The organism is Herpetosiphon llansteffanensis (genome assembly GCF_003205875.1).
GTDB classification, from domain to species: domain Bacteria; phylum Chloroflexota; class Chloroflexia; order Chloroflexales; family Herpetosiphonaceae; genus Herpetosiphon; species Herpetosiphon llansteffanensis.
In genome coordinates, this window is record NZ_PUBZ01000081.1 from 251,141 (window position 1) to 276,971 (window position 25,831).

Here is a 25,831-nt window from a genome sequence, read left to right on the forward strand (position 1 = left end):
ATGGTCTTTGATCGCTCCGGAACAAAGGCTCATAGCTCATTTGAGCACCGCATGGATGCCATGGTGGCATGAGAACCCCACACCATCCCAAGCTGTCCGGATCAACGATGTTAACGGGTCTCTGGTGGGAGGCCATAGATCGTCAGCCAATCAAGAATCTGGCGAATACTGCCAATCGCAACTGCAATACAGCTATCGGCAGCCCCATAATAGACATGTAAGGTGTCGCCATCCGGCAGGACGGTCACGCCACAGGGGAAAATCACATTGGGGACATCACCATGGCGTTCATACTCCGTGTCGGGACTCAAGACCCATGGTTCGCCACGCCACAGACAACGCTCAGGATGGTCGGTATCGAACAGGGCTACGCCAATTCGATAGAGACAGCCACCAGGCGTTATCCGAACCCCATGATAGATCATCAACCAGCCTTCCTCGGTGGCGATCGGTGGTGGTGATAAACCAATTTTGTTGGCATCCCACCATGCGCCTTTGCGGGCCTCAAGCAGGCAGTAATGTTGCCCCCAATGGCGTAAATCTGGTGAGAGTGACATCCAAATATGCGACCCTTGTGCGCCAATCGGGCGATGAATCATCGCCCATAATCCGTTAATCCGCACCGGAAAGAGTGCAGCATCTTTATTTTCGGGCTGCATCACCACTCCATAGCGGGTAAAGGTCTTGAAATCGGTTGTTGTTGCCAAAGAAACGCCCGGGCCACCAGTCGCATACGAGGTATAGACCACCGCATAGGCCGCTAATTCCTCAAGATAGGTAATGCGCGGATCTTCAATGCCCCACTGTTCTTCAGGATACCGCTGCGGATCAGGCGCAAAGGTTGGGTGGGCATCAATTTGCCAGGTATCAAGCCCATTGGCTGAGCGCGCTGCACAGAAATGCGAATGCCCACGCCGATCTTCAACCCTGCATAATAACAAGGTTGTTCCATCGGCAAGGATGGTTGCGCCTGGGTTAAACACACTATTAATCGGGTATGGCCAATCGCTGGCTTGTAAAATCGGGTTGGCTGGATGGCGGGTGAAAAGATCAAGTCGATTCTGCTGGATCATCATTTATTCCAAACTGTCTCGCCATGAGACACTACAATGGTCTTGATAAACGAAGATCCCGAGGTGGAATCAGATTCATACCAATCCGCGTTGGGGGAACGACGCTGGCTTCAGTGCTCGTCGTCGTTCCATGACTGATTGGTAGCGTCAGCGTTTGAATCGTCAATCGGCTGATTAAAAAGGCGAGGGTTGATTCAGCACCCTGATTTTGATTAATCCGATCAATTTCCAGCCCATCAGCACACCCACCGGTGCGTGGATCATAGAGGGCTACGCCTGCATCATTGTGGCCGAGAAACCAATAAAAGGCATGCTGCGCTTCATCGTACCACCATGAATCACCGGTATTTTCAAAGGCTGCACATGCTGCCAGCACGGTTGCCTGCGCTTCAATTGGCTGTTGATCGTAGTGCGCTGGCGCTTGGCCACGCTGGAAAAACCCATGCGAGCCAATCGGTTTGAAATGGTCAGCCTCAGGCCGCTGAATTGTACAGAGCCATGTCAAGGCCGTTAATCCAGCCGCAACCATATCTGGGCGCTGAAGGGTTTGACCACTGACGATTAATGCATGCGGCAAAACCGCATTATCATAGGTCAGATGATCATCAAACCATTCCCAATCCGGCCCACGGGCTGCTTGAAAGCGGGCCAATAATTGTTCAGCGAGGTGCAATTGGCTCGCCATAACTGTGCGATCGCCAGGAAACCGTTGACGATAGGCGGCGAGCCCCAACAATGCTAAGGCCCATGGCCGTGGGTGGGTCAGCTGGGTTACCGCTGGAAGTGCGAAACGAAGGAGCCGTTGCGCAACGCCGCACAAGCCCGGATCATGGCTCTGGGCGAGCACCGTGCCAAGTGCCCAGATACTGCGCGCATGCGCATCCTCCGAGCCTGTCGCTTCTAACCATTGCCGATTTGCCCCCATAAAGTTGCGAAAGCGTTGGGTCTCTGGATTAAAGGCATACCAGAGAAACGCTAAATAGCGCATTGCTAGGCGCTGAGCCTGTGGTTCTTGGATGGGGTCGAGCAGCATCGTGGCAATCAAGGCCCGCGCATTATCATCGGTCGCATAGCCTTCGTGATGATTGGGAATCGTTAAGATCGCATGTTGGATCAAGCCCATATCGTCGGTCATGGCGATCAGATGATCAAGACACAACGGCGGAATAATCGGCGAAGCGGGCATAATTGGCTGATTGGCGAGCACGAGCACTGGCTGGAGACGATGCGTCTGTGCCTGCATAAAACTGCGCATATAGTGCGTAGCAACAACCGACCAAAGCATCGTGCGTCCGCGCTGATAGGCATGTTGGCGGATGGTTTGACGCAGCTGGGGTTCGGCTAAAAGCGTGTTAACCTGCTCAGCGAGCATTGCTGGATCATGAAATGGAACCAGCATGCCACCACCATGGGCCAAGAGTTCGGTTGCATACCAATAGGGTGTCGAGACAATCGCCTTCCCTGCCCCAATCGCATAGGCTAACGTCCCCGATACGCTTTGTTCTTGGGTATGATAGGGCGTGATATAAATATCAGCTGCACCCATATACATAGCTAAGTCGCTCGGACTGACAAAGTGATCGTGAAACCGCACATGCGCTTGAATCCCAAGCTGCTCAACGACTGCTTGCAGCATCTCGCGATAGGCCTCGCCAAAGGTTTGACGAACCGTTGGATGGGTTGTTCCAACAATTACATACAGCACCTGTGGATGCTGTTTGATCAGGGACGGCAACGCATGTAAAACATCTTCAATTCCTTTATTTGGCGAAAGCAAGCCGAAGGTAAGCAGAACCTGCTTGCCAGTCAGATTCGCGTGTTGTTTATCCTCATCGCCATCACGAAATGGCAAATCAGGAATGCCATGGGGAATACAATCAATCTGCGCTAATGGAATACCGTAGATTGTCTGCATCAAATCGACCGCATGCGAACTCATCACGATAATTCGTTGTGAGCGCTGCGCAAGCTCCCACAGAATCGTATGTTGATCGGTGGTTGGTTCACGTAACACCGTATGCAAGGTAGTTACGATCGGAATCGTGATGGCACGAATAAGCACGAGCAGATTACGCCCTGATGCCGCACCAAAAATCCCATATTCGTGCTGAATACACACAAGGTCATACGAACTCAAACGAATAAAATCGGCAGCTTGGGCATAACTATAGGGGTCATCCTGATCAATCGTAAAGACGACTGAATCGGGGTAGTCATAGCCGGCAGCAGTATCGTTCATCGCCATGACATCGATCGTGCTCTGCGGATAGGCCTCGAGCAAGGCCATGCGTAAATCGGTGGTATAGGTTGCAATGCCACACTGGCGCGGGGCATAATTGCCAATGATTAAGATTGAGCGCATCGATGAATACTGTGGTGTAGCCATGCCACACCTCCTCTACTAACGTGAAGCAATCACCCTGCGAGCGCAGCGTATTGGTAGTGACGCAATTGTTCAATCCGTGGCAAAAGGTTATCAAGCTGATGTTCCCAGCCCACATCCCAAGCCCGAATCGCGGCAATCACCTGCACCGGTGGCGTACATGTTTGAGCAGTCGGATGCCAAGCCTGATAGCGAATAGTCGGCGGGAGCAGCACCCATTGGCTAAAGTAGCCTAACAGGTAGCGCAAGGCCATAAAGCCTGTCCAGCCTGCGATCGCATTCCCCTGCATCTGAGGGCTCATCCAGCGCTGCGTGAAGGTTCCAAAATGATTCGGCTCAGCAAAGATCAGGGGATGGATCACCAGTGGATGATCCTGCTGACTAAACCCAAACAGCAGACAGCGTAGGTCATCGGTAACTGGAACGGGATGTGGATAGGAATCAATCCCAACCTGAAAATAGTGCTGATGATCGGGTGTAAACCAATGACTATCCATCGATAGCCCCTTTCTTGAATGATCGGGAGCACCATAGGCATTTAGGGCATGCGCAGATCAGCAAGCGGGAAAACCTGCAAAATACGGGTGGCAGGAATCCCCGCAGCGATGAGGCGTTCAGGAATTCCATGGATCGTGTGATCACAATGAATCCAAACGCGCTCATCGTAATAGGCGATATGCACCAGACACTGATGAATCCGATGGTGACCATGCCAACCAGCAATCACCAGCATGTACTGATGTTGCTGGCGATCAAACACGGTTTGTACGGTACACGCGCCCAGCGTATCAGGACATGGCATTGCCATCAGGACGGTTTCGATGAGCGTGGTGGGCGAAAAGGCCACCATAACGAACCCCCTTCCGTAACAGTCGTTGGGTTAGCGAATGCTCGGTTTCGATGGCAGCGGATCGTTTGGCCATTGATTCAAATGGGTGGGTGGGTGGTTGTAGAGTGTGCGATACTCATGATATTGCCAAGCAATGAACCGCAGCGCGAACCCACTCAGCATGATAAGCACGATTGCCATGATCATATGCCACAGGGGAATGTTCAGCTCACCAATCGTCACGTGTGGTTGTGGGCTTGCAGTACCCAACAGCATCAGCCCACCAAGCAGGCTCAGCCAGAGCAAAACATAACGTTTTTTCATAGGGTGCTCCCGTGAATACCAGCAATGCTGGGAGAGTTCACCAGCATTGCTGAAAGATGTTCCGGTAGGCGGGTTGGCCGAACACTACAGGGAAACTGGATGGTGATCGTTGTTCCATGATCAACCGTGCTGGCAATCGTGATACTCCCCTCGTGTTGCTGGATGAGTGCTTGAACAATTGCCAAGCCAAGTCCTTGGCCAATCCTTGCCGCCCCATGGGGATCAGCTGTGTCAAAAAATGGCCGAACAATCTGCACAAGGTTATCGGCGGAGATTCCTACCCCATAATCCTGAATGGTGATCTGCCCATCAGCAGCGAGGGTGATGCTAATTTCACTATGCATACCACTATAGTGCAGGGCATTCAGCAAGAGATTCTGAAAAACTTGGACTAAGCGCCCATAATCACCCTCAATCCATACGGCGACATCGGGCACCCGTAACATCAACAAATGCGCAGCTCGCATGCCTTGCATGGCTCCAACGACTGTTCGTAGCACAGCGCTCAGTTCAAGCGAACGCCGTTGAATCGGCCCTAGATCGTGGGTCATCAGCGTGCTATCAAGGAGCGTCGGTACGAGCTGACCGACATGAATCGCTTGCATTCGCATCGTATTAATCATCTGCCGTTCGCGCAGGGGTATGCCACCCCATGTAGCAACGCGTCGCGCAAATAAGTCGATATAGCCGAGCAAAATACTCATGGGCGTTTGGAGTTCATGGATCGCAATTGCCAAGTGATGTTCAATCTGATGGGTTGTATCAAGCGCCACTGCCAGCGTCCTGGTGAGCGTTTGGACATGATCTTCTGCCGCTAATTGCGCCACACGGGTACGGCTATAGTCGAGTGTTCGCTGAAAAAGTGCTGGGGTAAGTTCATCATCGAACAGCGTGGCATGAACCCCGCCATGCAGTCCAGCGCTCAGGCTGTGATCATCGGCGTTTGGGGCCGAGAGAATCAGCGGATAGGTTGATGCATAATCAGACAGCGTTTGGATGATCATGCGGTCATTATCCGTCAGTGGCAGCCGCAGCAGAATAACATCGATCCGCCGAGTTGCCAGCATACTCAGGCCATGGTGGAGGTCGGCTACCGTAATCAAGCGATACTGGACGCTTCGAATTGCCGTAATGGTCGCTGCAATCAGGGGTATGCTCTGCCCATCATGGTCAATTAATAAGATCTGCATCTCATTTGGCTTCATCGAAATGTCCTCTCTCGCGGCGCAGCCAGCGGATTGATGGAACATGCATACAGCAACAGAGGTGCATACAACAACAATTAATTCCAAGCCCTCGCTGATGGAAGACTCGGCTCATGATGACGTATCCGTTAAGCCCATGCCGATGCGCCTGCGCATCACCATGCGGGATACTTGCTGGTGGATCGCACCAAGCATTGCAAGCGAGCAAGCAACCATTAGCCTATGGTAGCGTTTTCGCCAGCAATAACGATGGTGTTCAACACACCGACAATCATTAACATGGATCTGATAGTGAAAAAACTCGGAATGATAGGATAACCAAAATAGTTATCGAGTGGGGGATATGGCCGAGTTAAGAGGGAAGGATGTGAAGCACATGTGCTGTTCTCCACCTACCTAGTATAACACCATCGCATGATAAACACAACGACAGGAGGCCAATCAATCAGCACTTTGGCATAATGCCGATGAAAAACTAGCTCACCATGCAGCCATGCACATTGTGCATTAATCGTGCAGCATTCGAATCGTTCGTGCTGAATGCGACACATCTGTGCGTTCTTTTATCCACCTGTTATGCATGAATCCATGCAATGAACTATTCGGCAATATTGCACGAAGAAGAGCGCCTCGATGATTGAAATGAGTTGGTTGACGGCTGCTGCTCAAGCGAGCGAGCGGCTTGTATATTATCGAAAGCGTGCTATAGTGACTAGTGAGTTCGCTTGTGTATCACTTCAAGCGAATCGCACTCCTCAACTCGGCCATTTCCCCATCGATAACCGTTGGTTATCCTATCACACCGAGTTCCCCTTTTTTATCTATGGTGATAACCCACATCTATGGGTTGCGTGTCTCCAGCATTACTGCTGCATGACACCACCTGCCACCTATTCAGGAACTGCTTCTGAATAGATCTGCTATTGCCGTGGAATTCCTGCGTTGTGAGAATGCGTGGATCGCTATCTAGCGCTCCTGTATGCAAGACAGCTCAACCATCGGCTAAGGAGTCTCCTCATGAAAGCCATTCTTGGCATTGTTACTGGAATCTTAATCGTGCTCTTTGCTGCAATTGGTATCCAAAATTCAACGGCGATTTCGCTTCACCTCTTTGATTGGCAAACACCCGCACTGCCTTTGTGGATGCTCTTACTGGTTGCCTTGGCCAGTGGGATGATGGTGGTTGGCTTGTTTGCTTTTCCCCGCCAGATCGAAACCTACTATCGGAACCTTCGCCAGCGTGGGCAGGCCGCTCCTGTTCAACGACCGTTGATTCCCATTGATGCTGCGATGCCCCCACCAAGTAGCATGCCTCTCGCCGTCGAGGCTGGGCCACAACACTATAATCCTCAAACGGGCGAGCGCATCGAGCCATGGATTGATGATCTGCCAAAGCGCACGGTATGAGCACCTATGCGCGCATAACCGTGGTTGCCTGTCCTGTCTGTCGTGCCAAACAAGGTCTCTCTGGAGTCTTGCATTGTGGCAGTGTCGTGATCTGTGCGACGTGTCATTCGTCGCTGCTGGTAACCACCCTGCGACCAATCCGGTTGCGGCTGGTTGATCCAGCATCCACCCGCACCGCCGAGAGTCAACCGGAGTCGTATGCCTAATCCATCCCGCTTGTGTTGGGCTAGCTCAATGCAAGCGGAAACCATGATCGGCTGCGGGATTTTCGCATCGATCACAATGCGCAGACGATTGCTGCCTGCGCTAGTCCATCATAAAGGAGCATCCTATGGTGCCCCAAACAATTGCTGTCGTCAATAATGATTTAGTGTTATTGGATTTGTTACAGGAACTCTTGATCGAAGCGGGCTATGCTACCACAACCTATCTGACCACCGACCAGACGTATCAACAGTTACGGGATAGCCAACCAAGCTTAATTATTCTCGATGTGGGCCTCCAAGCATCTGCCCCAGGCTGGCCGCTGCTCAAATTACTCCATTTCGACCCAAATACGATGCAAATACCTGTGCTCGTTACAACCGTTGATCATACCTTTATTCAAGGCAAACAAACCTTTTTGCAAGCAGCTGGCTGTGATGTGCTCGAACTCCCGGCTAGTTTTACTGACCTCGTTGCCAAAGTTGAAGCATTAATTGGTGCACCGCTTGCGCGAAGCCTCCCTGCAATTAAGCCAGGATAGGCTCAGAATTCGTTTGCGTCCCTGTGGTGGTTGGGTCAATTGAGTCCATTCCGTGGCGGATTGACCCTGTGAAGAACCGATACACCATTCCAGATAACCCCTATTATGCTCCAGCAACAGAATACCTACGATCAACCAGATCGTAGGTATTCTGTTGCTTAAAAAATCATTGTAACGCGGGTGTAACATCGCTGCGCTATGCTAGCCACATCAGAGAATGGTGCTTATGCGGAGCTGTGCAGATGGCGATAATTGTTAAAATCCATATTCATGCTCCTTTCGCGGCGCTGTGGGAAGCAACCCAACAGCCGAATATGCATCAGCGCTGGGATCTACGCTTCTCGACGATTGACTATTGCCCACGCGCCGACCTTGCTCAACCCCAAACATTTATCTATACCACGCGCATTGGCTTTGGCCTCCAGATTACCGGTCGTGGCGAAACGAGCACCAAGCAACTCGCCGATGGGCGCTTGATCTCAGCCTTGAAATTTTGGTCGGACCATCCGCTATCGTTGATTCACTCTGGAGCGGGCTATTGGTTGTATACGCCGACCAGCGATGGGATTGATTTTTCGACCAGCTACGACTATCAGACGCGCTTTGGGCTTGTTGGGCGGTTGATCGATCGCCTGCTTTTTCGCCCGCTGATGGCGTGGGCCACGGCATGGAGTTTTGATCGCCTTCGTTTATGGATTGAGCAACAGATCGATCCAGCGCTTGCCTTGCGCATGTGGCTTAACCAACGCATTGCTGTGCTTGGTGCACTTGGTCTGCTGTTGAGTTTCTTCATCGTCGTTGCTTGGCAGGTTGGTTTGCTGCTTGGCTGGTGGTTGGTGGTTGGCATGCGCTGGCAACGCAAAGCTCATTCAACCCTCATTCCTTCGGCAGGGCATTGTTTTTGGAGCTACAAGGAGCGCTAAGATGCAAACTCAATCAATTTATCAACAGGCTTTAGGTCGCGATTTTGACCGCCTGCATCCCCAAATTCAGCGGCGCTTTGGGCTGGCAAGCAGCAGCGGAATGGCGGCGATTGGTCAAGGCCAGATGAGCATGATTTGGAATGGTGGCCTGCCACTGCGTCCATTGTTGCACGCTGGTCAAGCACGCCACATTATGTTTGCTGAATGGGGCGCACAGATTCCGTTTACGATTGAAAATTATGCCTATCGCGATGCAGCAGGGCGCGAGACCGTCACATGGCTACGCACATTTCAGGTCAATCCGCAGACCAAGCGCCGCTTCGATGCCTACATGGTCTATAGCGATCAGCGGGCCTGTATTGTCGATTATCTTGGAACGCATCAGCATTTTGCTGTTGATTTAGCCATGTGGGTTGATCAGCGTGGCGGCATGTGTTTGCGCTCAGGCGCACAACGTTTTTACGAAGGCTGGTTGGGCTTTAAATTCCCGCGAATTCTCTCTGGCACTGCCGAGGTTTGCGAATGGTACGACGAAGCAACTGCCCAATTTCGCATTAGCGTGGTGGTGACGAATCCAGTGTGGGGGCCGGTTTTTGGGTATCAGGGCGCATTTACGGTCGAGTGGCGGCCAATGTGTGCCACAATGCTGCCAGCCAAGGCTTTTCCGCAGCGGCTTGAACGTCGAGCCTAGTGCTGCTCAACCAGCGGCAACCGCATATTCGCCCATAATATCGCCATAGTGGTTGGCATAGAGCTGCTGGTGGAAGCTCACCATGCGCGTGATAATGCCCACTGGAATGCTATAGAGTGGCGTTTGGCTCAGCTGCTGGCTGGCCGTCTCGAAGTGGCGCAGGATGATTTGATAGTGTTGGGCAATCGTTTGGGTGTTGACAATTAATTGCTCGATTACGCTTGGGATCGGTTGCTCAGCAGTAATTGCTGCAAACAGCAAATTAAACTCGCGGAAGGCAACATCTTTATGCAAACGAAAAAAGTGCGGCACACGATCAGCGGCGCGTACAAACCATGTGATCCAATCTTCATCGTCATGAGCTGGCACGCTTTGGTATAAACGCTGGTAATGCTGGGCAATCGTTGGCGCATCGGCGCTGAGCAGCAACGGGCCACAATCATTGAGGCAACGCACCAAGCTATTGGCATCGTTAATCAACATCCGCAGCTTTGGATCGGTCGCAATCCGATGTTGGGCAGTGTAATCATCAAGATAGATCTGGCTCCACAGATTGACACAATATTCTAAGGTGGGAATGACCAGCATCGTTGCAGTTTGTAAGGCAAGCAATTCCTGAATGCTGCGTACGCCAGGGCTACACAGCGTGTTCATGGCGTAATAGCGTGCGATTAGGGTTTGGCGAATGCGCGTATTGGCTGCTGGATGCAGAATTTGGCTCAGTACATCACGGCAGGCAACAATATTGGCCGAAAGCGCAACCCATGCTTCAAGGTCGGCATCGGGACGGAAGGCCTGCACAATGGCTCGATAGTGATCGGCAGCGAGGTGCTGCTCAAGCCATGGAATCGCGGCAACAATCTGTTGCAAGCGTGGAAGAGCAATCGGGGCGGTATCGGTCAGTACATCAATAAGCATGCTATTAAAGGTTGTAACGACCTCGCCGTGAGCAGCGCTGGTTAAGGCCAAGCCCATAGCAAGGTTATCTGAAACAACTTCATAGCGTTGGTAGAGCAGCAACGAGCTAAATTCAGCACATAGATGATCCCAACGATCAGTATCATTGGTGGCTGGCCCGTAGAGATAGGTAAAAAGTGAGCACATTTGGGTGAGGCTACTGAGGTGGAGAAATTCAGTTAGGAGCGGATTAGTAGGTTGCAAAACCCAGCGACAAAAGTCGGTGTATTGACTTGGGGGCAAACGCTGGAGAAACGTACGATAAGAAACCAGACAGGTTTGCAACATCGTCATCGATGGGTCCATGGAATCCTCACGATCGGCTAAAACGAATGGCTAAAATGGTGAATTGGCCACCATGGGATTGCTCTCGTGAGGGTAGTATAGCGGTTGAATGTGGCCCAATGCAACTAAAATTAGCTAATTGTTAGGCAGAATTTGACCATTGCTGGGTGGTTAAATTGTTAAGCAAGACAGGTATAGAGCCGTATGCCCAATGCCTGTCTTGTGTTGATAGATTGATTAATTTATAGCAACTTATGGTGTGCCAGCCCACGAAATGCGATAAATAACCCCATTCATGTCGTCACTGACAAAGAGCGAGCCATAGGGCGCGATTGTAATCCCAGCAACCCGCCCAAATTGGGCATATTGGCCATTTTGGGCGAGCAAAAAGCCAGTCAAAAAGTCGTCAACCGCCACCGGCCAACCATTTTGAAAGCGTACCCGCACCACTTTATAGCCACTTGGTGGGTTGCGATTCCACGAACCACGCATGGCTACAAAGGCATCACCATGATACTCAGCAGGAAACTGGGTTTGATCATAAAAAGCCATGCCAATCGGGGCGCTATGGGCGGTGTAGGTCAAAATCGGCGCTTGGGTTTTGGCGCAAAACTCGGCCTTGGATTGATCTTTTGGGGCATTTGGAATATACGGATCAATTTGTTGGTTGGCAAAACACCATGGCCAGCCATAATTACCGCCTTGCTGGAGCAAATTCAACTCTTCTGGTGGCTGATCATTGCCACGCCAATCCGAGCCATGGTCGAAGCTCCAGAGATGTTGGCTGCCAGGATGCCAATCGAAGCCTATGGTATTGCGCAGCCCGCTGGCATAAATTTGGCGCTTGCTGCCGTCGAGTTCGGCAACGAGGATCGTCGCGCTTTCAGGATTTGGCTCGTCGCAGGCATTGCATGTGCTGCCAACTGTAATATAAAGCTTCCCATCGGGGCCAACCGCCAGCGTTCGATTGGGGTGTTGGCCTGCATCAGGCAAATCATCAATTAACACGTTCCATTCGCCAAGCGAGCCATCAGCGCGCAATGCTGCTCGTTGCACGATTTTATCAGTGGCAACATACAACCAGCCGTCATAAATCGTTAGCCCATGAGCAAGTGGCAAGTTGCTTGCGACCGGCCAAATGCGGTCTGCTTGGCCATTCTGGTCGCTATCCTCAAGTGCCAAAATATCGCCTTGTTCGCGGCGAGTCACGTAAAGAATGCCATTCGGAGCCATGGCCAGCATGCGGGCATTACCAACATCCTTGGCCCAGACATCAATCCAAAATCCAGCTGGCAAGCGTAGTTGCTGCACGAGTACTGGGTCAAAGGGCAGTTTGGTCGGCTCCACAATTTCGCCATTCGGGGGTGGTGGGGCATTTTCGGCAAAAACGTGGCCTTGCATACTTAGCAGCAGTGCAATACTGGCGATGCCAAGCAATCGTCCAACGCGGCGGTGTGCCATTGCGCTTCCTCCTATGTGGTTATAACCGAATTCTCTTGCATGGTTACTGGCACATTCCGTACCAACCAAGGCTGGCAAGCAATAGCCAGCTTTGGCAAAACGCGCTATGCTTTGCGCATATCCTTAACCCAAACGCTGTTGTTTGGGCGTTGACGCAAAGGAAGATCGCAATGGACGCATGGTCTGAGATTGTCCGCGAGCTTACGCTCAAGCTCGTAGGTTGGCCGAGTGTCACCAATACCTTGGGTGAGTGCCAGTGGTCACAACAGTTGGCAGAATGGTTGGGCCAACAGCCTTATTTTGCCGCCCATCCGAGCCAGCTCCGCCTCGAGCGCACCGTCGACGATGGCTATGAGCGCTCGAATCTGTATGCACTCGTGCGCGGCACAGGCCCAACTACCGTGGTTTTGGCCGGCCACTACGATATGGTGAGTATCGAGAATTATGGCAGTTTAGCCGAGTGGGCGACTGATCCAGAGGCGTTGTTGCCGCGCTTGATTGCGAGCTTGGAGCATGGCTCAAGCCCAACCGACCAGCTGGCGCTTGACGATTTGCGTTCTGGCGATTTTCTGCCTGGGCGTGGCGCTTTAGATATGAAGAGCGGCTTGGCGGTTGGCTTAGCCGTGCTATTACACTTTGCTGCCCAACCAGAGTGCCGTGGGAATTTGCTGTTTATTGCCACCCCCGATGAAGAGGAAGCCTCGCATGGTGCGCGCTCGGCGGCTATTCAATTGCATGAGCTGGCCAAGGAGTGGGGCCTTGATCTGGCGGCAGCAATTAATCTTGATGCTACCAGCGATCAAGCTGCTGGCGAGCAGGGTCAAGCGGTGTTTTTGGGCACGGTGGGGAAGTTTCTGCCATTAATCTATTTGGTTGGACGCGAAACCCACGCTGGCTATCCATTCGATGGAATTAATGTTAATCGCATGGCGGCAGCAGTAACCCAAGCAATCGAGTGTAATATTGATCTCTGCGATGAGGCCGAGGGCGAGCTTGCACCACCACCAATTAGCCTCAAACAGAGTGACCTCAAAGCGTTCTACGATGTGACAACCCCGAGCACTGCGTGGTGCTATTTTAACTATTTGACCCATGGCCGCCCAGCAAACATGGTTCTCGAGCAATTTATGGCTGCGACTCATGAAGCTCTCGACGCGGTGCTAACAACTCAGTTTGCGCAGGCACAACGCTATGCAACTTTGGTTGGTTCGGCAGCTCCAGTGCGTTGGCAAGCGCAGGTGCTGAGCTATGCTGAACTTGTGCTGCTTGCTCAGCAGCATGGCGGCCCTGCATTTGCGAGCAATTTGGCAGAATTCACGGCGCAATTGCTGGCCGATCGTACCCTCGATGCCCCAAACTTCAGCCGTCAATTGGTTGCCTATCTCTGGCGTTGCGCTGGAATGAGTGGCCCGGCAGCGGTGGTCTGCTTTGGCTCGTTGCATTATCCTCATAGTTTGGTTGCTGGGCATAACGAGCGCGAACGCCGCCTACGAGCTGCCTGTGAACGCCATGCCCAATCGCTGGCAGCTGAACATGCCACCACGATTAAGCTACGGCCATTTTTTGCTGGAATTTCGGATATGAGCTTTTATGGCAGTGCAATGGAACACGATGATCAAACGATTGTTGCTGCCAATACGCCGCTGTGGGGTTCACGCCTGAAATTCGATTACAACCTTGTGCGCACGCTCAATCTGCCTACAATCAATATTGGGCCTTGGGGTCGCGATTACCATCAGCGGTTGGAGCGGGTCTACATGCCCTATTTGCTCAACACCCTGCCCGAGCTAATTTGGCGGGTGGCGTGCGATGTGTTGGAGTTCGATAAATAGTGTTGATGAAAGGTGAAAGCATGATTCCTGCAAGTGTTCGGTTTAAGCTTGGCGATTTTACCTGCACCGTGCTCTGCGATGGGACTAGTCAAATCGCCGAGGAAGCACTTCGTTCGATATTTTTAAGCCATAGTGATGAGTTGATTAGTGCATTTCGGGCGCTATCCAGCCCACTTTCGATCAGTCGCAATGTCTTATTGGTGGAAAATGCTGGCAAGTATGTGCTGATTGATACTGGCCAAGGCTCTATTGATCCCGCTGAGCCTGGCCACCTGAGCGAGTTGCTGGCCAAGCTCGCAGTCCCAGCAGCGGCAATTGAGACAATTATCATCTCGCATTATCACGGCGATCATCTTGGCGGATTATTCGATGCTGACAATAACCCCTGCTTTCCGAATGCCCGTTTGGTTGTGCCCAAGCGTGAACATGAAGCGGCCATGAGCGAGGAATCGCTGGCACGCATGAATCCGCGCAATGCAAACTTTTTGCGCCAAACCTTTGAGTTCTATACTCAGCGCTTGGAATTGCTTGATGCCAATCAGGAAATTGTGCCAGGCATCAGCTACGTAGATCTGCCCGGGCATACCCTTGGCCATAGCGGCGTTCTGCTTGAATCACAAGGCGCACGCTTGTTGCACGTGGTCGATGCAATCCATGTGCCGCTCCAACTGAATGTGGTTGATGCGATCCTTAAGTATGATGCTGATGCTGCTACGGCAGTTGCAACACGGCGAACGATTGCCCAACCAAGCGACAGCGCTACCATGTTGATGGCCTATCATTTCCCATTTCCTGGGGTTGGCCGAATTGTTTCCAAGGCAGACCAACTCGAATGGCAGCCTGCTGAATTTGCCTCCACAATCCCAGCCTAAACAATAACCTTCATTCAGCGACGACAAACAACTCCCGTAGGAGTTGTTTGTCGTTTTAGGCCTAGCGGCCCAATCAATAACAGCGTGCTGAAAATATAATTTTTTATTGACATAATAATTATATTAATTAACCTTAAATTAGTGATTGACGTAGCGCGATTTTCTTGCTATGGTCTGGCTAGTACGCTTGATCGTTGCACAGAAAGGAATTCATATGCCAATGCTTGAAACCCTCATGCAGGCGGGGATGACAGTTCAGGAGGCGTATCGAGCAGTTCGCAACCAGATTACCCCCGCCATGATCGAGAATCTGCGTTGGATGCAGCAGCATCGGCCAGACCAGTTGGCGCGCTATGCCGCCGAATGGGAACGAGCTGGCTGCACGCCGCCATGGGCCGATTTGCTCGATGGTTGGTCAGGCCCTAGTACGAATGCTGATGACAGCACATAAGTGCATTAATCTCAATCACTGCTGGCTGATCGCCGCGCGGTTTGGGTGCGCAGATGCAGCAAATAGCCTTCTTCTATGGCTGGCTCGACTTCGACACTGCCCAGCGCTGGCTCACCAAGTACACGCAGGGTCGCGGTTGAGCCATGCTGGGTCATGCTGCTGAACACACTACAACCTGCCTGCACAAGCTTGGCGGGCGGCCCGCTAAACAGCAATTTGCTGCGTCGAAGCACCGCAACGCCACTACAACTGGCTTCAATATCGGCCACAATATGGGTCGATAACACCACTGTGCGCTGGCCGGCAATGCGGGCTAACACATTGCGAAAGCGAATCCGTTCTTCTGGGTCTAGCCCCACCGTTGGCTCGTCAACAACCAGTAATTGGTGATTGCCAAGCATGGATTGGGCAATGCCAAGCCGTTGTTTCATGCCGCTCGAATAGCCGCCAAGTTTGCGTTTGGCCTCGCTGGTCAAATTCACCTCGTGCAAAACCCGTTCAATTTCTTGGGCACGTTGGGCGCAAGGAATATTTTTCATGGCCGCAATGTAATCGAGCATCGCGAATGCACTTAGGCTCTGATAAAAGCCAAACTCCTGCGGCAGATAGCCAAGCTGCTGGCGAATTGCGCTTGGTTCGCGCTCAACGTCCACCCCGCCAACCACAACCTCGCCCGAGGTCGGCACAAGTTGGGTGGTCAAAATGCGCATGAATGTGGTTTTGCCAGCGCCATTTGGCCCCAACAAACCAAACATTCCCGCCCCAATCGAGAGTGAACTATCATCCAATGCGCGATAGCTACCGTATTGTTTAACCAGATGTCTAATCTGAATATCCATCGTTTGCTCCCCATGAATCTGCCGATATTATTTAAGACGAGATAGCCCAAACGAGGGTTCAATCGATGTGTCATCGCAGCTATAATTGGCTTCTATCCTACTTGGTGAGGAGCAAACGACTCTATGACGCAACCATCCAATGGTTTCTGGTTTCGATTTTTCTGGATTCCCTATCGCGCTGGCGGCCATTCAGGTCCGCCAATTTTCCATGGACGAACTGAGGTCTATATCCTTAACGAATTGCATCAACAAGATAAAGCCGATTATGGGCGCGATATTCGTTGGGAAGCGATTCGCTACGACCCTAGCATTCAGGGTGGAGTGGCATATGCCGCATTTGCAGATACCATGCCTGAGGATTACTTTTACCCAAGCCGCCGGATCATGATTCGTACAGGGCCATGTGTGTTATGTATAGGAATCGTGATTGAACCACCAAGCGAATAGCCATAGCTAGTGAATACAACAAAGGAGAACTATGGGCGAAGCAATTACTGTGCATGTGGTATGGCTACCACACGAGTTTGGTGGTAGCGACGAGCTTCCACAGCCACTACTTGAAACCGATATTTACTGGCAAAGCGATCTATTTTTGCAACGGCTGCCAATCACCAGCATTCACTGGACGCATATTGACTACGATCCAATAACCAGAGCTGGCATCGCCCATGGCATGCTCAACGATCATCGTCAGTTTCCTCAAAGTTATTGGGAAGCTCGTGGTCGTGACGCATCATGGCGGCAGCGTCGAATTGCCCTCGTGGCTGGCCCAAGTTTGTTGGCGCTTGGGGTCGTACTTAAGGATGACGAATCCGACCTAATCCCACCACACGCTAATGAGCTTTAACTGTTTGATTACGAGCACCTGTGCGCATAGATTCGTTGGGTTAATGCGCAAACTAGTGCTAGCATTAGGGGTAGGTTCTCTGCTGAAAGGATAGATCATGACCGTAAGCGATCTCGACCAGTGTGCAACCGAACCCATTCATATTCCAGGTATGATTCAGGCTCATGGCTTGTTGCTGGTGCTCAGTGAGCCGGATTTTCAGATTCTGCAAATTAGTGCCAACAGTCTGGATTTTACTGGCTACACGCCTGAACACTTGTTAAATCAATCGTTAGAACTGCTGATTACCAGCGATCAACTTGAGTATTTGCGCTCGGTTGTCGCCCATGAACAGCTCGATCAAAATCCGCTCTATCTCTGGACGGTGCCATTACAAACTACGCAGCAGGTGTGTGACGGGATTTTACACCGCCATCAGGGGAAGCTTATTCTTGAATTCGAGCCTGCGCTCACCAGCGGAACAGGGCCACACGATGCCTATCGGATGGTGCGTAGCATCGTTGCCCGTTTGCAACAGATTCCTGAGTTTCAGCCATTTTGCGCTGAAACTGTGCGGGCGGTGCGCCAACTTACGGGCTTTGATCGGGTGATGATCTATCAATTCGATGCAGATGGCCATGGGACAGTGATTGCTGAGGCCGTTGATCCGAGCCAAGAATCGTTTCTCGGCTTGCATTATCCAGCCTCGGATATTCCGCCCCAAGCGCGGGTCTTATATCTGCGCAATTGGCTGCGGCTGATTCCCGATGCGCGCTATACGCCAGTTGCGATTGTGACCCAAGCAACAAATTCCGAGCCGCTTGATCTCAGTTATAGCGTTTTGCGCAGTGTCTCACCAGTGCATCGCGAATATCTCGCCAACATGGGCGTGCGGGCCTCGATGTCGGTTTCATTGGTCTATGAAGGCCAGTTATGGGGCTTGATTGCCTGTCATCATGCCGAACCGCACTATCTTTCGTGCACCCTGCGTTCTGCATGCGAAGTCTTGGGCCAGTCGGTATCGTTGGCGCTAACCAGTAAAGTTCACCACCACGATCATGCAGCCACCCAGCAGCTCGCGGCGATTCAAACCAGCTTGCTTCAGCAGATGACCAGCGCCCAGCGCTGGATGGATGGCCTCGTTGAAGGCCAACATACGCTGCTCGATTTAATTGCTGCTGGTGGCGTGGCGATTCATACCAACGATGAACTCGTAGTGCTTGGCCATACTCCCAGCACCCAACATATTCGGGCCATTATTAGCTGGATTCGTTCTCAGCCAGCTACGATCGATGATGGCTATCACACAACATCACTGGCGACCAAGCATCCGCCATTTGCGGCCTTTGCTGCGGTGGCAAGTGGCGTACTGGCATTGCCATTGGTTGGCGCAACCGATCAATATTTACTCTGGTTTCGCCCAGAAGAGCTGCAAACCATTACGTGGGCTGGCGAACCAACCAAGGCTGTCACTATCACCGATGATGGCATTCGGATTAGCCCGCGCCAATCGTTTGCCCAATGGAAAGAGCAACGCGCCTTGCATAGTATTACTTGGACAGACGCAGAGCTGTCTGTAGCACGAACCATGCGTGATACCATTCGCACGCTACTTTTACAACAGGCGACCGCGCTAACCACGCTTAATCGCGCTTTGGAGCAAAGTAATGCAGAGCTTGATGCGTTTGCCTATAGCGCCTCGCACGATTTAAAAGAACCGTTGCGCGGCATTCACACCTATGCTCATTTTCTGCTTGAAGACTATGCAGATAAAGTTGATGCTGCTGGCCAAGCCAAACTTCAAACGATGCTGCGCTTGACCCAACGCATGGATGCTTTGCTCGATTCGCTGTTGCATCATTCGCGGCTTGGGCGGGTTGAATTACAATTTCAGCCAGTTAATTTGGCCAGCCTAATCAATGATGTGGCTGAAACCTTATTAATTCAGCCAGAAATGCTTGAAATTCGGATTCCTCGCCCATTGCCGATGCTGTTTGCCGATCCGCTGCATCTAAGCGAGGTGATGCAAAATCTGCTGAGCAATGCGCTCAAATATTCGCAAGCAGCGCATAAATGGGTCGAAATTACGGCCACCGCGCTACCATTAGATGCAGAGCAGCAGCCGTGGTATCGAATTGCGGTCGAAGATAATGGGATTGGCATTGCCGAAGCGCATTATGAAACGATCTTTCGGCTGTTTAAGCGGCTCCATGGCCGCGATCACTTTGGCGGCGGCACGGGCGTTGGCCTGACTATTGCAAAGAAAATCATCGAGCGCCATGGTGGTATAGTAGCGGTGCAATCAACGCTCGGGAAGGGAACAACCTTTACCTTTACCCTCCGTGGGGCCTAGTATGTATCAAGCATTACGCAAACGCCAACTCTTAGTTATTGATGATAGTGATGAAGACTGTGCTCTCATTGAGCGCAGTTTTTCGCGCTTTAATTCTGCGCTGGAGATTGTGCGTTGTCACGATGGCGATCAAGCACTGCATTTCTTGCACGAAACATCGGTGGCGCTGCCGCGCGGCTCGCTGCCCGACCTGATTCTTTTGGATTTGAATTTGCCAGCAATGGATGGATTTACGGTTTTAGCTCAGATCAAAACATCGCCAGTGTTGCGCCAAATTCCAGTCGTTATTCTCACCACATCGTCAAATCCTGATGCGATCACGCGTTGCTATCAGGATGGGGCTAATAGCTATTTGGTTAAATCGCTTAATGTCGCAGGCTTTCAACAGACGATGCATGTCCTCTATCGGTATTGGTTTGAGGTCGTGTGTCATCCTTATGGACGGTAACGAATGCTCGATTCACATGCTTGGACTATTTTGATTCTTGATGATCAGGAGGCTGATCGTTATCGCTATCGGCGGCTGATTCAGCGCGATCAGGCCGCGACGTATCGGGTGCTCGAAGCTGAAACTGCTGACCAAGCGCGGCAGATTTGGCAGACAACTGCATTGGATGTGCTGATTCTTGATTATTCGCTGCCGCCTACCGACGGCCTGCAAGTGTTAATCGAGATGCTTGCCTATCCTCACGACCATGAAGTGGCCTGCATTATGCTGACCGGTGTTGGCAATGAACAGGTGGCGGTTGAGGCCATGAAGCATGGAGCCTACGACTATGTTGTGAAATCGACGGCGCTTGATCAGACATTTGTGATTACGTTGCAGAAAACAATCGAGCGGGTGCAGTTGCGCCGGCAAATTGTGGCCCAACAAGCAGCTTTACAGCAAACCAACCAACAATTGCGCGAAGCATTGATTATTCAAGCTCGCACTGAAGCCCAAGCCACCTGTTTGGCCGAAATTGGCATGCTCCTGTATCGGCTGCAAACCGACCCAGCCAGCATTACTGGCGTGCTAGAACGGATTATTCAGACGCTTGGCCACGGCTGGATTTGTTTGGTTGCCCTGCTTGATCGTGATGAGCAATGGTTGCCTGAACTTGCGCTGGCAAGCGCGCCCGATTGTGCAGTGGTTGGCAAGCAAATTATGCATATCTATGCCACCGATCCGCATGTTCAGGGCTGTTTATCACGCATTATTCAGGCCGCCGATAGTCTAGAATTTGCCCAACTGGTGAGTACAACCAAGCTCTTTCCGATTGATGGTGTAAGCCAACTGTTGGCCTTGCAATCAGCCCATCACTGCTATGGAATTTTTGGCATTTATCAGCCAGTGCCGAGCGAGCAGGTTGCGATTGATCCGCAGTTTCTGCAGGAGATTTGCTTGCGCCTAACCAATGCATTCGAACATGCATCGCTTTATCGCGATGCCCAAACCGCGATTGCCGATCGCGAAGCCTTTTTATCGATCGCTTCGCACGAACTGAAAAATCCTTTGGCTGGGTTACTTGGTCGTACTCAATTATTACAACGGCGTATGGCACGTTCAGCGCCACTCGCCCAGATGCAGGCCGATCTGACGATGATTCTCGAACAAGGCAATCGGCTCAATACCTTGCTGAGCGAATTGCTTGATATTTCGCGCCTGACGGAAGGCCAACTCGAAATTCAGCGCCAGCCAGTCGATCTTGGTTCGTTGCTTGATGATGTGCTGATTGCGATGCAAGCAATGACCACGCGCCATCACATTGTTCAAGTCTCGGAGCCTGGCTCAATGATGGTCGATGGCGATGCGCGGCGCTTAGAGCAGGTATTGGTTAATTTATTGCAAAATGCAGTTAAATATAGCCCCAATGGTGGCACAATTACCGTCCAAGCAACAATGAACGCTCATGAGGTCAGCATCCAAATTCACGATCAGGGAATTGGGATTCCCAAAACAGCCATGCCGCATGTGTTTAAACGCTTTTATCGTGTGCCATCAGAACGAATGAATATGATTTCTGGCTCGGGGATTGGCTTGTATGTGGTGAAGGAAATTGTAGCGGCTCACGGCGGCAACATTGAAGTCGATTCACAAGAGGGCATCGGTAGTTGCTTTACGATTCGGATTCCAACCATGAGTTCTGATCGACCAATAGCCTAACCAAATCAAGCAAGCAACGCACTGCTCACTTAATCATATGAGCAGTGCGTTTTTGATTAAGTGCTTATTTCGATTCGATTGGCACGCCGCCGAAATTGGTTTTGAACATAACGCCATCGAATGCGCCACCGACAAATTGCAGCGTCTTTGGACTACTCGCTGGAATCAGGGCAACATTATTCTTTACATCGTATAGATTCCCTTGATCGGTACGGATAGCTGTAACTCCATCAGGTACAATCATTGCTACATTGACCAACCCAGAAGCATCGGTTTCACCAAGATAGATGCCCGAAGTGGCCAGTCGAGCCGATTTCTCACATGTTCCGGAAGCCATAAGTTGCTCCCCTGACCCAGATGTAGATAAAAGGCATAGCTCATCGTTGATTGCTGGGGCTATATAATAGTGGCGCTCAGCATCTGCTATCGCCAGCCGTACCCGCGACACATCTTGAATCCGATCATTGACTGGGAGTTGCTGAAAACCCTCAGGAAGTTTATCGAGATTGGTCATAGAGCGTTGCAAAATAGCTATATGAGGCTGTGGCAGTTCTTTACCCGAAGTTGCAGAACTACCATTTGTTGGGATTAGCGCAAAGACACCTATAATTCCAATCACAACGATAGAAAGGCTAAAAATGCTAATAATTTGAATGCTTTCGCGTTTGCGTGAACGTAACATAAACCCATCCTTTTATCGAGTTTCGGCATCAAAATAATCACATTTCGCGGTTATAGAATTTGAACTTGTATTCCAGCAGGCAGCTTTCAATGTTCCTGGCGAAATTATCTTGAAGGCATAACTGGAACCATAGGTTGTGTACAAATTATTATTGTTGCTATCCTTAAAGTATATTGCAACCGAAGAACCATTTCCTTCGTAGATTTCGTTGTACTTTTTATACGAAAAGCCTGTAAAAATCGCGTTATTCGCCAAGATAACATCGCAGTGATAACGAAATCGGGGAGTGAAAACCCCTGAACATGCAGCCATAGCCGAAGATGGCGCAGTTATCATGCTTGTTGCAACGAGTATGATAATCAGCAGCAAACGCCAATGATGGGCAGAAGTATGCTTGAATGCTAAAAATTTAAATAGTTGAAACACCGTAAAACCTCCCCTTAATCAAAGATAAAGCGCTTGATTTGAGAAAGTGGAGGATGTAAGGCTGGGGTCTCTCAAAAATATACTACCAGCATGATTATATTTTTGTCAATACAATAATTGAAAAATCTTGATCTGAAATAGGAGTATTTTCCCATGCGTGATCTAGTGCTGCTTGTGGTTTTTAGCGTGGTATTGATACTGCAACTGCGCTATCCTAAGCTATTTTTTCAACTGACTTTTTTTCGCGATCCTAGCGAAGCAACTCCAGCCGATTATGCATTGCTACGGGGCATTACTTTGTTCAGTCTTGTTCTTGTACTGATAATGCTTAGTTGTTTAATTCTGTTATTTATCTGAGCACAATTGAGGGATTTGGTGAATGAAATTTGAATAATTTTCAGCTCTCACTCTGCATGGTTAAGTTAGATAGACACTGGTACTGCAAATCGGGCAGATTCCTTGCTTGAGGTTACAGTAGAGTTGCGTGCCACAGGTACGGCAGATTGCGAATTGACAAAACCCATAATCAAAGCCAACCCATGCTGGATCGACCTGTGTGCTATATGTTTCGTTATACGTGGCGAAATCAGGATAGGCAATCGCGTGGATTTCCCATGGCTCCCAAGCAAGGGTTCCATCGGGCATTTGCTCATAGAGCCGGGTCGCGCTTCCTAGGAAAAAATGCGATTGAACAATCGGAACTTCGGTGCCGGTTAAGGTTCGATCGGCAAAAACTCGTTGCAGGATTGCTAGTAATACTTCATCAGGAGCCGATCGCAGGGTTTCAATCAGCGCATAGTGATCGGGTGTTAGGGTATCCATAAGGCTTTCTCTTGCTCCAATTCTATTATTAATGCACTTTAGCAGAGCACAAAGGATTGAATATCCGTCGTTTGTTGTAGTGCAGGAAACCAAAGGCTCCTCGTCTATGACGAAGAGCCTTTGGTGTATGGGCTTTTGCGAATTACCGTTTAGGCGACATCAATGCTCCATGTCACCCCAAACTGGTCGGTCAGCATGCCAAAGAGCTGCGCCCAAGGCGATTGGGCGATTGGCTCGATGATCGTTGCCTCAACTGCCAGTTGCTCCCATAATTGTAATACTTCGTTGGGCTGCGTGCCACGCAAGGCAATAAAGAATGGTGCTTGGGTAATTGTCATGCCATGTTCGCGGTAGGTGGTCGGCTGCGCTGCTGGAGCCGACGCTGGAGTTGGCACATCGTAGGCCATCAACTGAAAGCCGCTATCGGCAAGTACTTGGCCCCACACAACCTGATTGGCAAGTGGTGTTTCCTGAGGTGCACCAAAATCGCCGTAGGTTCGCACGGTCAGCGTGCCACCAAACACGGCGTGATAAAATTCGAGCGCTTGGCGAGCATTGCCATGAAAGTTCAAATGGGTAATTGCGGTAATCGACATAGAATGGCTCCTTGATGATTGCTGAAATGAGCAGCGACAGCACAACAACTGCTATCTACCAATGAGTATAGAGTATGATTAGGTCAGAATCAGTCCTAATTAGCGAAAGATAGTTGTATGTATAGCCCAACCACCCGTCTTTTGACGATCCTCGAATTATTGCAATCGCATCGCCAACTGAGCGGTTCGCAGTTGGCCAGCCGCCTCGAAATTAGCCCGCGCTCAATCCGCCGCTATATTGTGATGTTGCAGGATATGGGGATTCCAATCGAAGCCGAGCGCGGCCCAGATGGAGCCTATTATCTCGGGCGTGGGGTTAAACTGCCGCCGCTGATGATCACCAATCAAGAAGCCAGCGCGTTGGTGCTGGGCTTACTTGTATTGCAGGCCTTTCACTTTCCAGTCGAGCTGGTAGCAATCGAGGGGTCGCTAGCCAAGCTTGAGCGGGTTATGCCAGCAGCGCTTTTAGAGCAGGTGCGGGCCTTGCAAGCAGCGCTGAGTTTTAATGTTGTGGCTACACCAACCGCATTACAGCCGAGCATTATTGCGCGCTTGAGTCTAGCAGTGCATAAATCCCAGTCGCTCAACATGCGCTATATTGCACTCAACGGAACTGAATCAACCAGGCTGTTTGACCCGTATGGAATTGTCTATTATCAGGGTTTTTGGTATGCGGTGGGGTACTGTCATACGCGCCGCGATCTGCGCACCTTTCGGCTCGATCGGATCAGCGAGCTGCAAGCAACTGAGCAATCATTTGTCCAGCCTGTGGGTTTTGATCCTGTCCAGCATGTGCATAATGCCTTTGCCACCATGCCAGGCCAATATCCTATTGAGATTGTGCTTGAGACCAGTATGATCAACGTGCAGCAAGCCTTGCCACCTGCAGCAGGCAGCTTCGAAGCAACAGATGCAGGCATTATCTGGCGGCGTGAGGTCGCTGATTTATGGCCAACGGCCTTATTGCTGCTCAAGTTCGATTTTCCGGTGAGCATTCGTCAGCCACCAGAGCTGCGCGCGATTATGCAGCAACTTGCAGCCAAAGCTCTTCATTTATCCAAAGAATAGTCTGTATTACAGTTTAATAATATTATATTTTATCACCAAGCATAGGATTATTTCCAAGTTATAGAATATTGAAGTGAGGAAACAGAATGCGTCGATGGCTAATTGTAGGAATCGGCTTGCTTGCGCTGGTTGGGATGGGATGGTTTGCATTTACTGAATTTGAGGCGGCGGAACCGCGACGCGCGGTGTATCGCGGCTCAGCGGCAAATATTGCGCTGTGGGGCGATGCATTTACTCAGGCAGGCGTGACCGTGCAATCAACGAGCGATCCGCTACCAACCGATCCATTGAGCATCCTCTATCTTGATGCAGAAGCACTCAACTTGATTGATCTGGAGTGGCTGCGGACGCGCTATGGACGTGAAACCATGATTGTTGGGGTTGACGTGCAAGCAATTGTCTTGCGTACAAGCCTAAACAGTCCGTTGACGGCGGACAATTTGGAATTGCGTGAAGATGCGATTATTACATCGACTGCCCTGAAAATAAACGGAATGTTTAAGAATGGTGAAAGCTTGGGCGTAAGCTATTCGCCCGACATTAGCCGCTTGATTAGCGAAACCCAAGCTGAATATCGCAGCAGTACTGAGTGATGGTTGGCTAGCAGTTAGACCACAACAGCACGTCAAAATCCT

Annotated in this window: 28 protein-coding genes; 15 read left to right on the plus strand and 13 right to left on the minus strand. The window is 50.8% G+C overall.

The features are described 5' to 3' along the window. Window positions 1-110 precede the first annotated feature (110 nt). Genes C5S61_RS07830 through C5S61_RS07855 form a run of 6 tightly spaced genes read right to left on the minus strand, consistent with a single transcriptional unit; the run spans window position 111 to window position 5,814 of the window. On the minus strand, window positions 111-1,076 hold the full coding sequence (locus C5S61_RS07830; protein WP_110514508.1) for a glycoside hydrolase family 130 protein: 966 nt from the start codon (window positions 1,074-1,076) through the stop codon (window positions 111-113). 28 nt (window positions 1,077-1,104) lie between these two features. Beyond that, window positions 1,105-3,459: a glycosyltransferase family 4 protein gene (locus tag C5S61_RS07835; RefSeq protein WP_110514509.1), complete on the minus strand. Its 2,355-nt coding sequence runs from the start codon at window positions 3,457-3,459 to the stop codon at window positions 1,105-1,107. A gap of 29 nt (window positions 3,460-3,488) precedes the next feature. Beyond that, a complete protein-coding gene (locus C5S61_RS07840) occupies window positions 3,489-3,953 on the minus strand; it encodes a hypothetical protein (protein ID WP_110514510.1) in 465 nt (154 codons plus the stop codon). A gap of 41 nt (window positions 3,954-3,994) precedes the next feature. Then, on the minus strand, window positions 3,995-4,306 hold the full coding sequence (locus tag C5S61_RS07845; RefSeq protein WP_110514511.1) for an element excision factor XisI family protein: 312 nt from the start codon (window positions 4,304-4,306) through the stop codon (window positions 3,995-3,997). Between the two features lie 30 nt (window positions 4,307-4,336). Further along, window positions 4,337-4,609, minus strand: coding sequence for a hypothetical protein (locus tag C5S61_RS07850; protein WP_110514512.1), 273 nt, complete (start codon window positions 4,607-4,609; stop codon window positions 4,337-4,339). Further along, window positions 4,606-5,814, minus strand: a complete 1,209-nt coding sequence (locus tag C5S61_RS07855) for a sensor histidine kinase (RefSeq protein WP_110514513.1) — start codon at window positions 5,812-5,814, stop codon at window positions 4,606-4,608. The genes C5S61_RS07850 and C5S61_RS07855 overlap by 4 nt, the downstream gene beginning before the upstream one ends. Before the next feature lie 1,017 nt (window positions 5,815-6,831). Between C5S61_RS07855 and C5S61_RS07860 the strand changes: the two genes are divergently transcribed. The 5 genes from C5S61_RS07860 (at window position 6,832) to C5S61_RS07875 (ending at window position 9,580) form a co-directional block, all read left to right on the plus strand. Continuing rightward, window positions 6,832-7,221 carry a lipopolysaccharide assembly protein LapA domain-containing protein gene (locus C5S61_RS07860; RefSeq protein ID WP_110514514.1) on the plus strand — a complete coding sequence of 130 codons (390 nt, stop codon included), beginning with the start codon at window positions 6,832-6,834 and terminating at the stop codon, window positions 7,219-7,221. Then, window positions 7,218-7,427, plus strand: a complete 210-nt coding sequence (locus C5S61_RS26590; protein WP_124033406.1) for a hypothetical protein — start codon at window positions 7,218-7,220, stop codon at window positions 7,425-7,427. Before C5S61_RS07860 ends, C5S61_RS26590 begins: the two co-directional genes overlap by 4 nt. A 125-nt stretch (window positions 7,428-7,552) precedes the next feature. Continuing rightward, window positions 7,553-7,966: a response regulator gene (locus C5S61_RS07865; RefSeq protein ID WP_110514515.1), complete on the plus strand. Its 414-nt coding sequence runs from the start codon at window positions 7,553-7,555 to the stop codon at window positions 7,964-7,966. A 242-nt stretch (window positions 7,967-8,208) separates the two neighbouring features. Next, entirely contained in the window at window positions 8,209-8,889 is a 681-nt protein-coding gene (locus C5S61_RS07870; RefSeq protein ID WP_110514516.1) for a hypothetical protein, read from the plus strand. Window position 8,890: 1 nt separating this feature from the next. Next, window positions 8,891-9,580, plus strand: a complete 690-nt coding sequence (locus C5S61_RS07875) for a DUF4166 domain-containing protein (protein ID WP_110514517.1) — start codon at window positions 8,891-8,893, stop codon at window positions 9,578-9,580. 6 nt (window positions 9,581-9,586) lie between these two features. Here the strand turns inward: C5S61_RS07875 and C5S61_RS07880 are convergent, their stop codons facing one another. Both C5S61_RS07880 and C5S61_RS07885 read right to left on the minus strand, forming a co-directional pair. Then, entirely contained in the window at window positions 9,587-10,831 is a 1,245-nt protein-coding gene (locus tag C5S61_RS07880; RefSeq protein ID WP_124033407.1) for a hypothetical protein, read from the minus strand. Between the two features lie 243 nt (window positions 10,832-11,074). Further along, the gene (locus tag C5S61_RS07885; RefSeq protein WP_110514519.1) at window positions 11,075-12,283 is read right to left on the minus strand and encodes a PQQ-dependent sugar dehydrogenase; all 1,209 of its coding nucleotides are present in this window, start codon (window positions 12,281-12,283) and stop codon (window positions 11,075-11,077) included. Between the two features lie 170 nt (window positions 12,284-12,453). On the opposite strand from C5S61_RS07885, the gene C5S61_RS07890 reads away from it, so the two are divergent. From C5S61_RS07890 to C5S61_RS07900, 3 genes are all read left to right on the plus strand, one after another. Continuing rightward, window positions 12,454-14,115: a M20/M25/M40 family metallo-hydrolase gene (locus C5S61_RS07890; RefSeq protein WP_110514520.1), complete on the plus strand. Its 1,662-nt coding sequence runs from the start codon at window positions 12,454-12,456 to the stop codon at window positions 14,113-14,115. 20 nt (window positions 14,116-14,135) lie between these two features. Then, window positions 14,136-14,987, plus strand: a complete 852-nt coding sequence (locus C5S61_RS07895; protein ID WP_164689284.1) for an MBL fold metallo-hydrolase — start codon at window positions 14,136-14,138, stop codon at window positions 14,985-14,987. A 214-nt stretch (window positions 14,988-15,201) separates the two neighbouring features. Beyond that, window positions 15,202-15,438, plus strand: coding sequence for a hypothetical protein (locus C5S61_RS07900; protein ID WP_110514522.1), 237 nt, complete (start codon window positions 15,202-15,204; stop codon window positions 15,436-15,438). A gap of 11 nt (window positions 15,439-15,449) precedes the next feature. Here C5S61_RS07900 and C5S61_RS07905 read toward each other — a convergent pair whose 3' ends face one another. Continuing rightward, entirely contained in the window at window positions 15,450-16,277 is an 828-nt protein-coding gene (locus C5S61_RS07905; protein ID WP_110514523.1) for an ATP-binding cassette domain-containing protein, read from the minus strand. Between the two features lie 123 nt (window positions 16,278-16,400). Between C5S61_RS07905 and C5S61_RS07910 the strand changes: the two genes are divergently transcribed. From C5S61_RS07910 to C5S61_RS07930, 5 genes are all read left to right on the plus strand, one after another. Further along, the gene (locus C5S61_RS07910; protein WP_110514524.1) at window positions 16,401-16,724 is read left to right on the plus strand and encodes a hypothetical protein; all 324 of its coding nucleotides are present in this window, start codon (window positions 16,401-16,403) and stop codon (window positions 16,722-16,724) included. A 31-nt stretch (window positions 16,725-16,755) separates the two neighbouring features. Then, a complete protein-coding gene (locus C5S61_RS07915) occupies window positions 16,756-17,124 on the plus strand; it encodes a hypothetical protein (RefSeq protein WP_110514525.1) in 369 nt (122 codons plus the stop codon). Between the two features lie 97 nt (window positions 17,125-17,221). Beyond that, window positions 17,222-19,456 carry an ATP-binding protein gene (locus tag C5S61_RS07920; RefSeq protein ID WP_110514526.1) on the plus strand — a complete coding sequence of 745 codons (2,235 nt, stop codon included), beginning with the start codon at window positions 17,222-17,224 and terminating at the stop codon, window positions 19,454-19,456. 1 nt (window position 19,457) lies between these two features. Continuing rightward, window positions 19,458-19,904 (plus strand): response regulator, encoded by a 447-nt coding sequence (locus tag C5S61_RS07925; RefSeq protein WP_110514527.1) that lies wholly within the window; start codon window positions 19,458-19,460, stop codon window positions 19,902-19,904. Between the two features lie 3 nt (window positions 19,905-19,907). Continuing rightward, on the plus strand, window positions 19,908-21,602 hold the full coding sequence (locus C5S61_RS07930; protein WP_110514528.1) for an ATP-binding response regulator: 1,695 nt from the start codon (window positions 19,908-19,910) through the stop codon (window positions 21,600-21,602). 64 nt (window positions 21,603-21,666) lie between these two features. Here the strand turns inward: C5S61_RS07930 and C5S61_RS07935 are convergent, their stop codons facing one another. The 4 genes from C5S61_RS07935 to C5S61_RS07950 form a co-directional block, all read right to left on the minus strand. After that, window positions 21,667-22,284, minus strand: a complete 618-nt coding sequence (locus tag C5S61_RS07935) for a hypothetical protein (RefSeq protein WP_110514529.1) — start codon at window positions 22,282-22,284, stop codon at window positions 21,667-21,669. Between the two features lie 12 nt (window positions 22,285-22,296). After that, window positions 22,297-22,710 carry a hypothetical protein gene (locus C5S61_RS26595; protein ID WP_124033408.1) on the minus strand — a complete coding sequence of 138 codons (414 nt, stop codon included), beginning with the start codon at window positions 22,708-22,710 and terminating at the stop codon, window positions 22,297-22,299. 417 nt (window positions 22,711-23,127) lie between these two features. Then, a complete protein-coding gene (locus tag C5S61_RS07945; protein WP_110514531.1) occupies window positions 23,128-23,532 on the minus strand; it encodes a hypothetical protein in 405 nt (134 codons plus the stop codon). A gap of 149 nt (window positions 23,533-23,681) precedes the next feature. Then, window positions 23,682-24,128: a VOC family protein gene (locus tag C5S61_RS07950; RefSeq protein WP_110514532.1), complete on the minus strand. Its 447-nt coding sequence runs from the start codon at window positions 24,126-24,128 to the stop codon at window positions 23,682-23,684. A gap of 117 nt (window positions 24,129-24,245) precedes the next feature. On the opposite strand from C5S61_RS07950, the gene C5S61_RS07955 reads away from it, so the two are divergent. Both C5S61_RS07955 and C5S61_RS07960 read left to right on the plus strand, forming a co-directional pair. Next, on the plus strand, window positions 24,246-25,196 hold the full coding sequence (locus C5S61_RS07955) for a helix-turn-helix transcriptional regulator (protein WP_110514533.1): 951 nt from the start codon (window positions 24,246-24,248) through the stop codon (window positions 25,194-25,196). 86 nt (window positions 25,197-25,282) lie between these two features. Beyond that, entirely contained in the window at window positions 25,283-25,789 is a 507-nt protein-coding gene (locus tag C5S61_RS07960; RefSeq protein ID WP_110514534.1) for a hypothetical protein, read from the plus strand. Window positions 25,790-25,831: the final 42 nt, after the last annotated feature.

Bases quoted from the DNA above. Each gene is read 5' to 3' on its own strand.
- C5S61_RS07910 (WP_110514524.1), top strand. From the start codon at position 16,401: ATGACGCAACCATCCAATGGTTTCTGGTTTCGATTTTTCTGGATTCCC.
- C5S61_RS07905 (WP_110514523.1), bottom strand. From the start codon at position 16,277: ATGGATATTCAGATTAGACATCTGGTTAAACAATACGGTAGCTATCGC.
- C5S61_RS07840 (WP_110514510.1), bottom strand. From the start codon at position 3,953: ATGGATAGTCATTGGTTTACACCCGATCATCAGCACTATTTTCAGGTT.
- C5S61_RS07920 (WP_110514526.1), top strand. From the start codon at position 17,222: ATGACCGTAAGCGATCTCGACCAGTGTGCAACCGAACCCATTCATATT.
- C5S61_RS07900 (WP_110514522.1), top strand. From the start codon at position 15,202: ATGCCAATGCTTGAAACCCTCATGCAGGCGGGGATGACAGTTCAGGAG.
- C5S61_RS07870 (WP_110514516.1), top strand. From the start codon at position 8,209: ATGGCGATAATTGTTAAAATCCATATTCATGCTCCTTTCGCGGCGCTG.
- C5S61_RS07860 (WP_110514514.1), top strand. From the start codon at position 6,832: ATGAAAGCCATTCTTGGCATTGTTACTGGAATCTTAATCGTGCTCTTT.
- C5S61_RS26590 (WP_124033406.1), top strand. From the start codon at position 7,218: ATGAGCACCTATGCGCGCATAACCGTGGTTGCCTGTCCTGTCTGTCGT.
- C5S61_RS07845 (WP_110514511.1), bottom strand. From the start codon at position 4,306: ATGGTGGCCTTTTCGCCCACCACGCTCATCGAAACCGTCCTGATGGCA.
- C5S61_RS07945 (WP_110514531.1), bottom strand. From the start codon at position 23,532: ATGGATACCCTAACACCCGATCACTATGCGCTGATTGAAACCCTGCGA.
- C5S61_RS07855 (WP_110514513.1), bottom strand. From the start codon at position 5,814: ATGAAGCCAAATGAGATGCAGATCTTATTAATTGACCATGATGGGCAG.
- C5S61_RS07955 (WP_110514533.1), top strand. From the start codon at position 24,246: ATGTATAGCCCAACCACCCGTCTTTTGACGATCCTCGAATTATTGCAA.
- C5S61_RS07895 (WP_164689284.1), top strand. From the start codon at position 14,136: ATGATTCCTGCAAGTGTTCGGTTTAAGCTTGGCGATTTTACCTGCACC.
- C5S61_RS07830 (WP_110514508.1), bottom strand. From the start codon at position 1,076: ATGATGATCCAGCAGAATCGACTTGATCTTTTCACCCGCCATCCAGCC.
- C5S61_RS07925 (WP_110514527.1), top strand. From the start codon at position 19,458: ATGTATCAAGCATTACGCAAACGCCAACTCTTAGTTATTGATGATAGT.
- C5S61_RS07930 (WP_110514528.1), top strand. From the start codon at position 19,908: ATGCTCGATTCACATGCTTGGACTATTTTGATTCTTGATGATCAGGAG.
- C5S61_RS07950 (WP_110514532.1), bottom strand. From the start codon at position 24,128: ATGTCGATTACCGCAATTACCCATTTGAACTTTCATGGCAATGCTCGC.
- C5S61_RS07915 (WP_110514525.1), top strand. From the start codon at position 16,756: ATGGGCGAAGCAATTACTGTGCATGTGGTATGGCTACCACACGAGTTT.
- C5S61_RS07890 (WP_110514520.1), top strand. From the start codon at position 12,454: ATGGACGCATGGTCTGAGATTGTCCGCGAGCTTACGCTCAAGCTCGTA.
- C5S61_RS07960 (WP_110514534.1), top strand. From the start codon at position 25,283: ATGCGTCGATGGCTAATTGTAGGAATCGGCTTGCTTGCGCTGGTTGGG.
- C5S61_RS07935 (WP_110514529.1), bottom strand. From the start codon at position 22,284: ATGTTACGTTCACGCAAACGCGAAAGCATTCAAATTATTAGCATTTTT.
- C5S61_RS07885 (WP_110514519.1), bottom strand. From the start codon at position 12,283: ATGGCACACCGCCGCGTTGGACGATTGCTTGGCATCGCCAGTATTGCA.
- C5S61_RS07850 (WP_110514512.1), bottom strand. From the start codon at position 4,609: ATGAAAAAACGTTATGTTTTGCTCTGGCTGAGCCTGCTTGGTGGGCTG.
- C5S61_RS07835 (WP_110514509.1), bottom strand. From the start codon at position 3,459: ATGGCTACACCACAGTATTCATCGATGCGCTCAATCTTAATCATTGGC.
- C5S61_RS07875 (WP_110514517.1), top strand. From the start codon at position 8,891: ATGCAAACTCAATCAATTTATCAACAGGCTTTAGGTCGCGATTTTGAC.
- C5S61_RS07880 (WP_124033407.1), bottom strand. From the start codon at position 10,831: ATGACGATGTTGCAAACCTGTCTGGTTTCTTATCGTACGTTTCTCCAG.
- C5S61_RS07865 (WP_110514515.1), top strand. From the start codon at position 7,553: ATGGTGCCCCAAACAATTGCTGTCGTCAATAATGATTTAGTGTTATTG.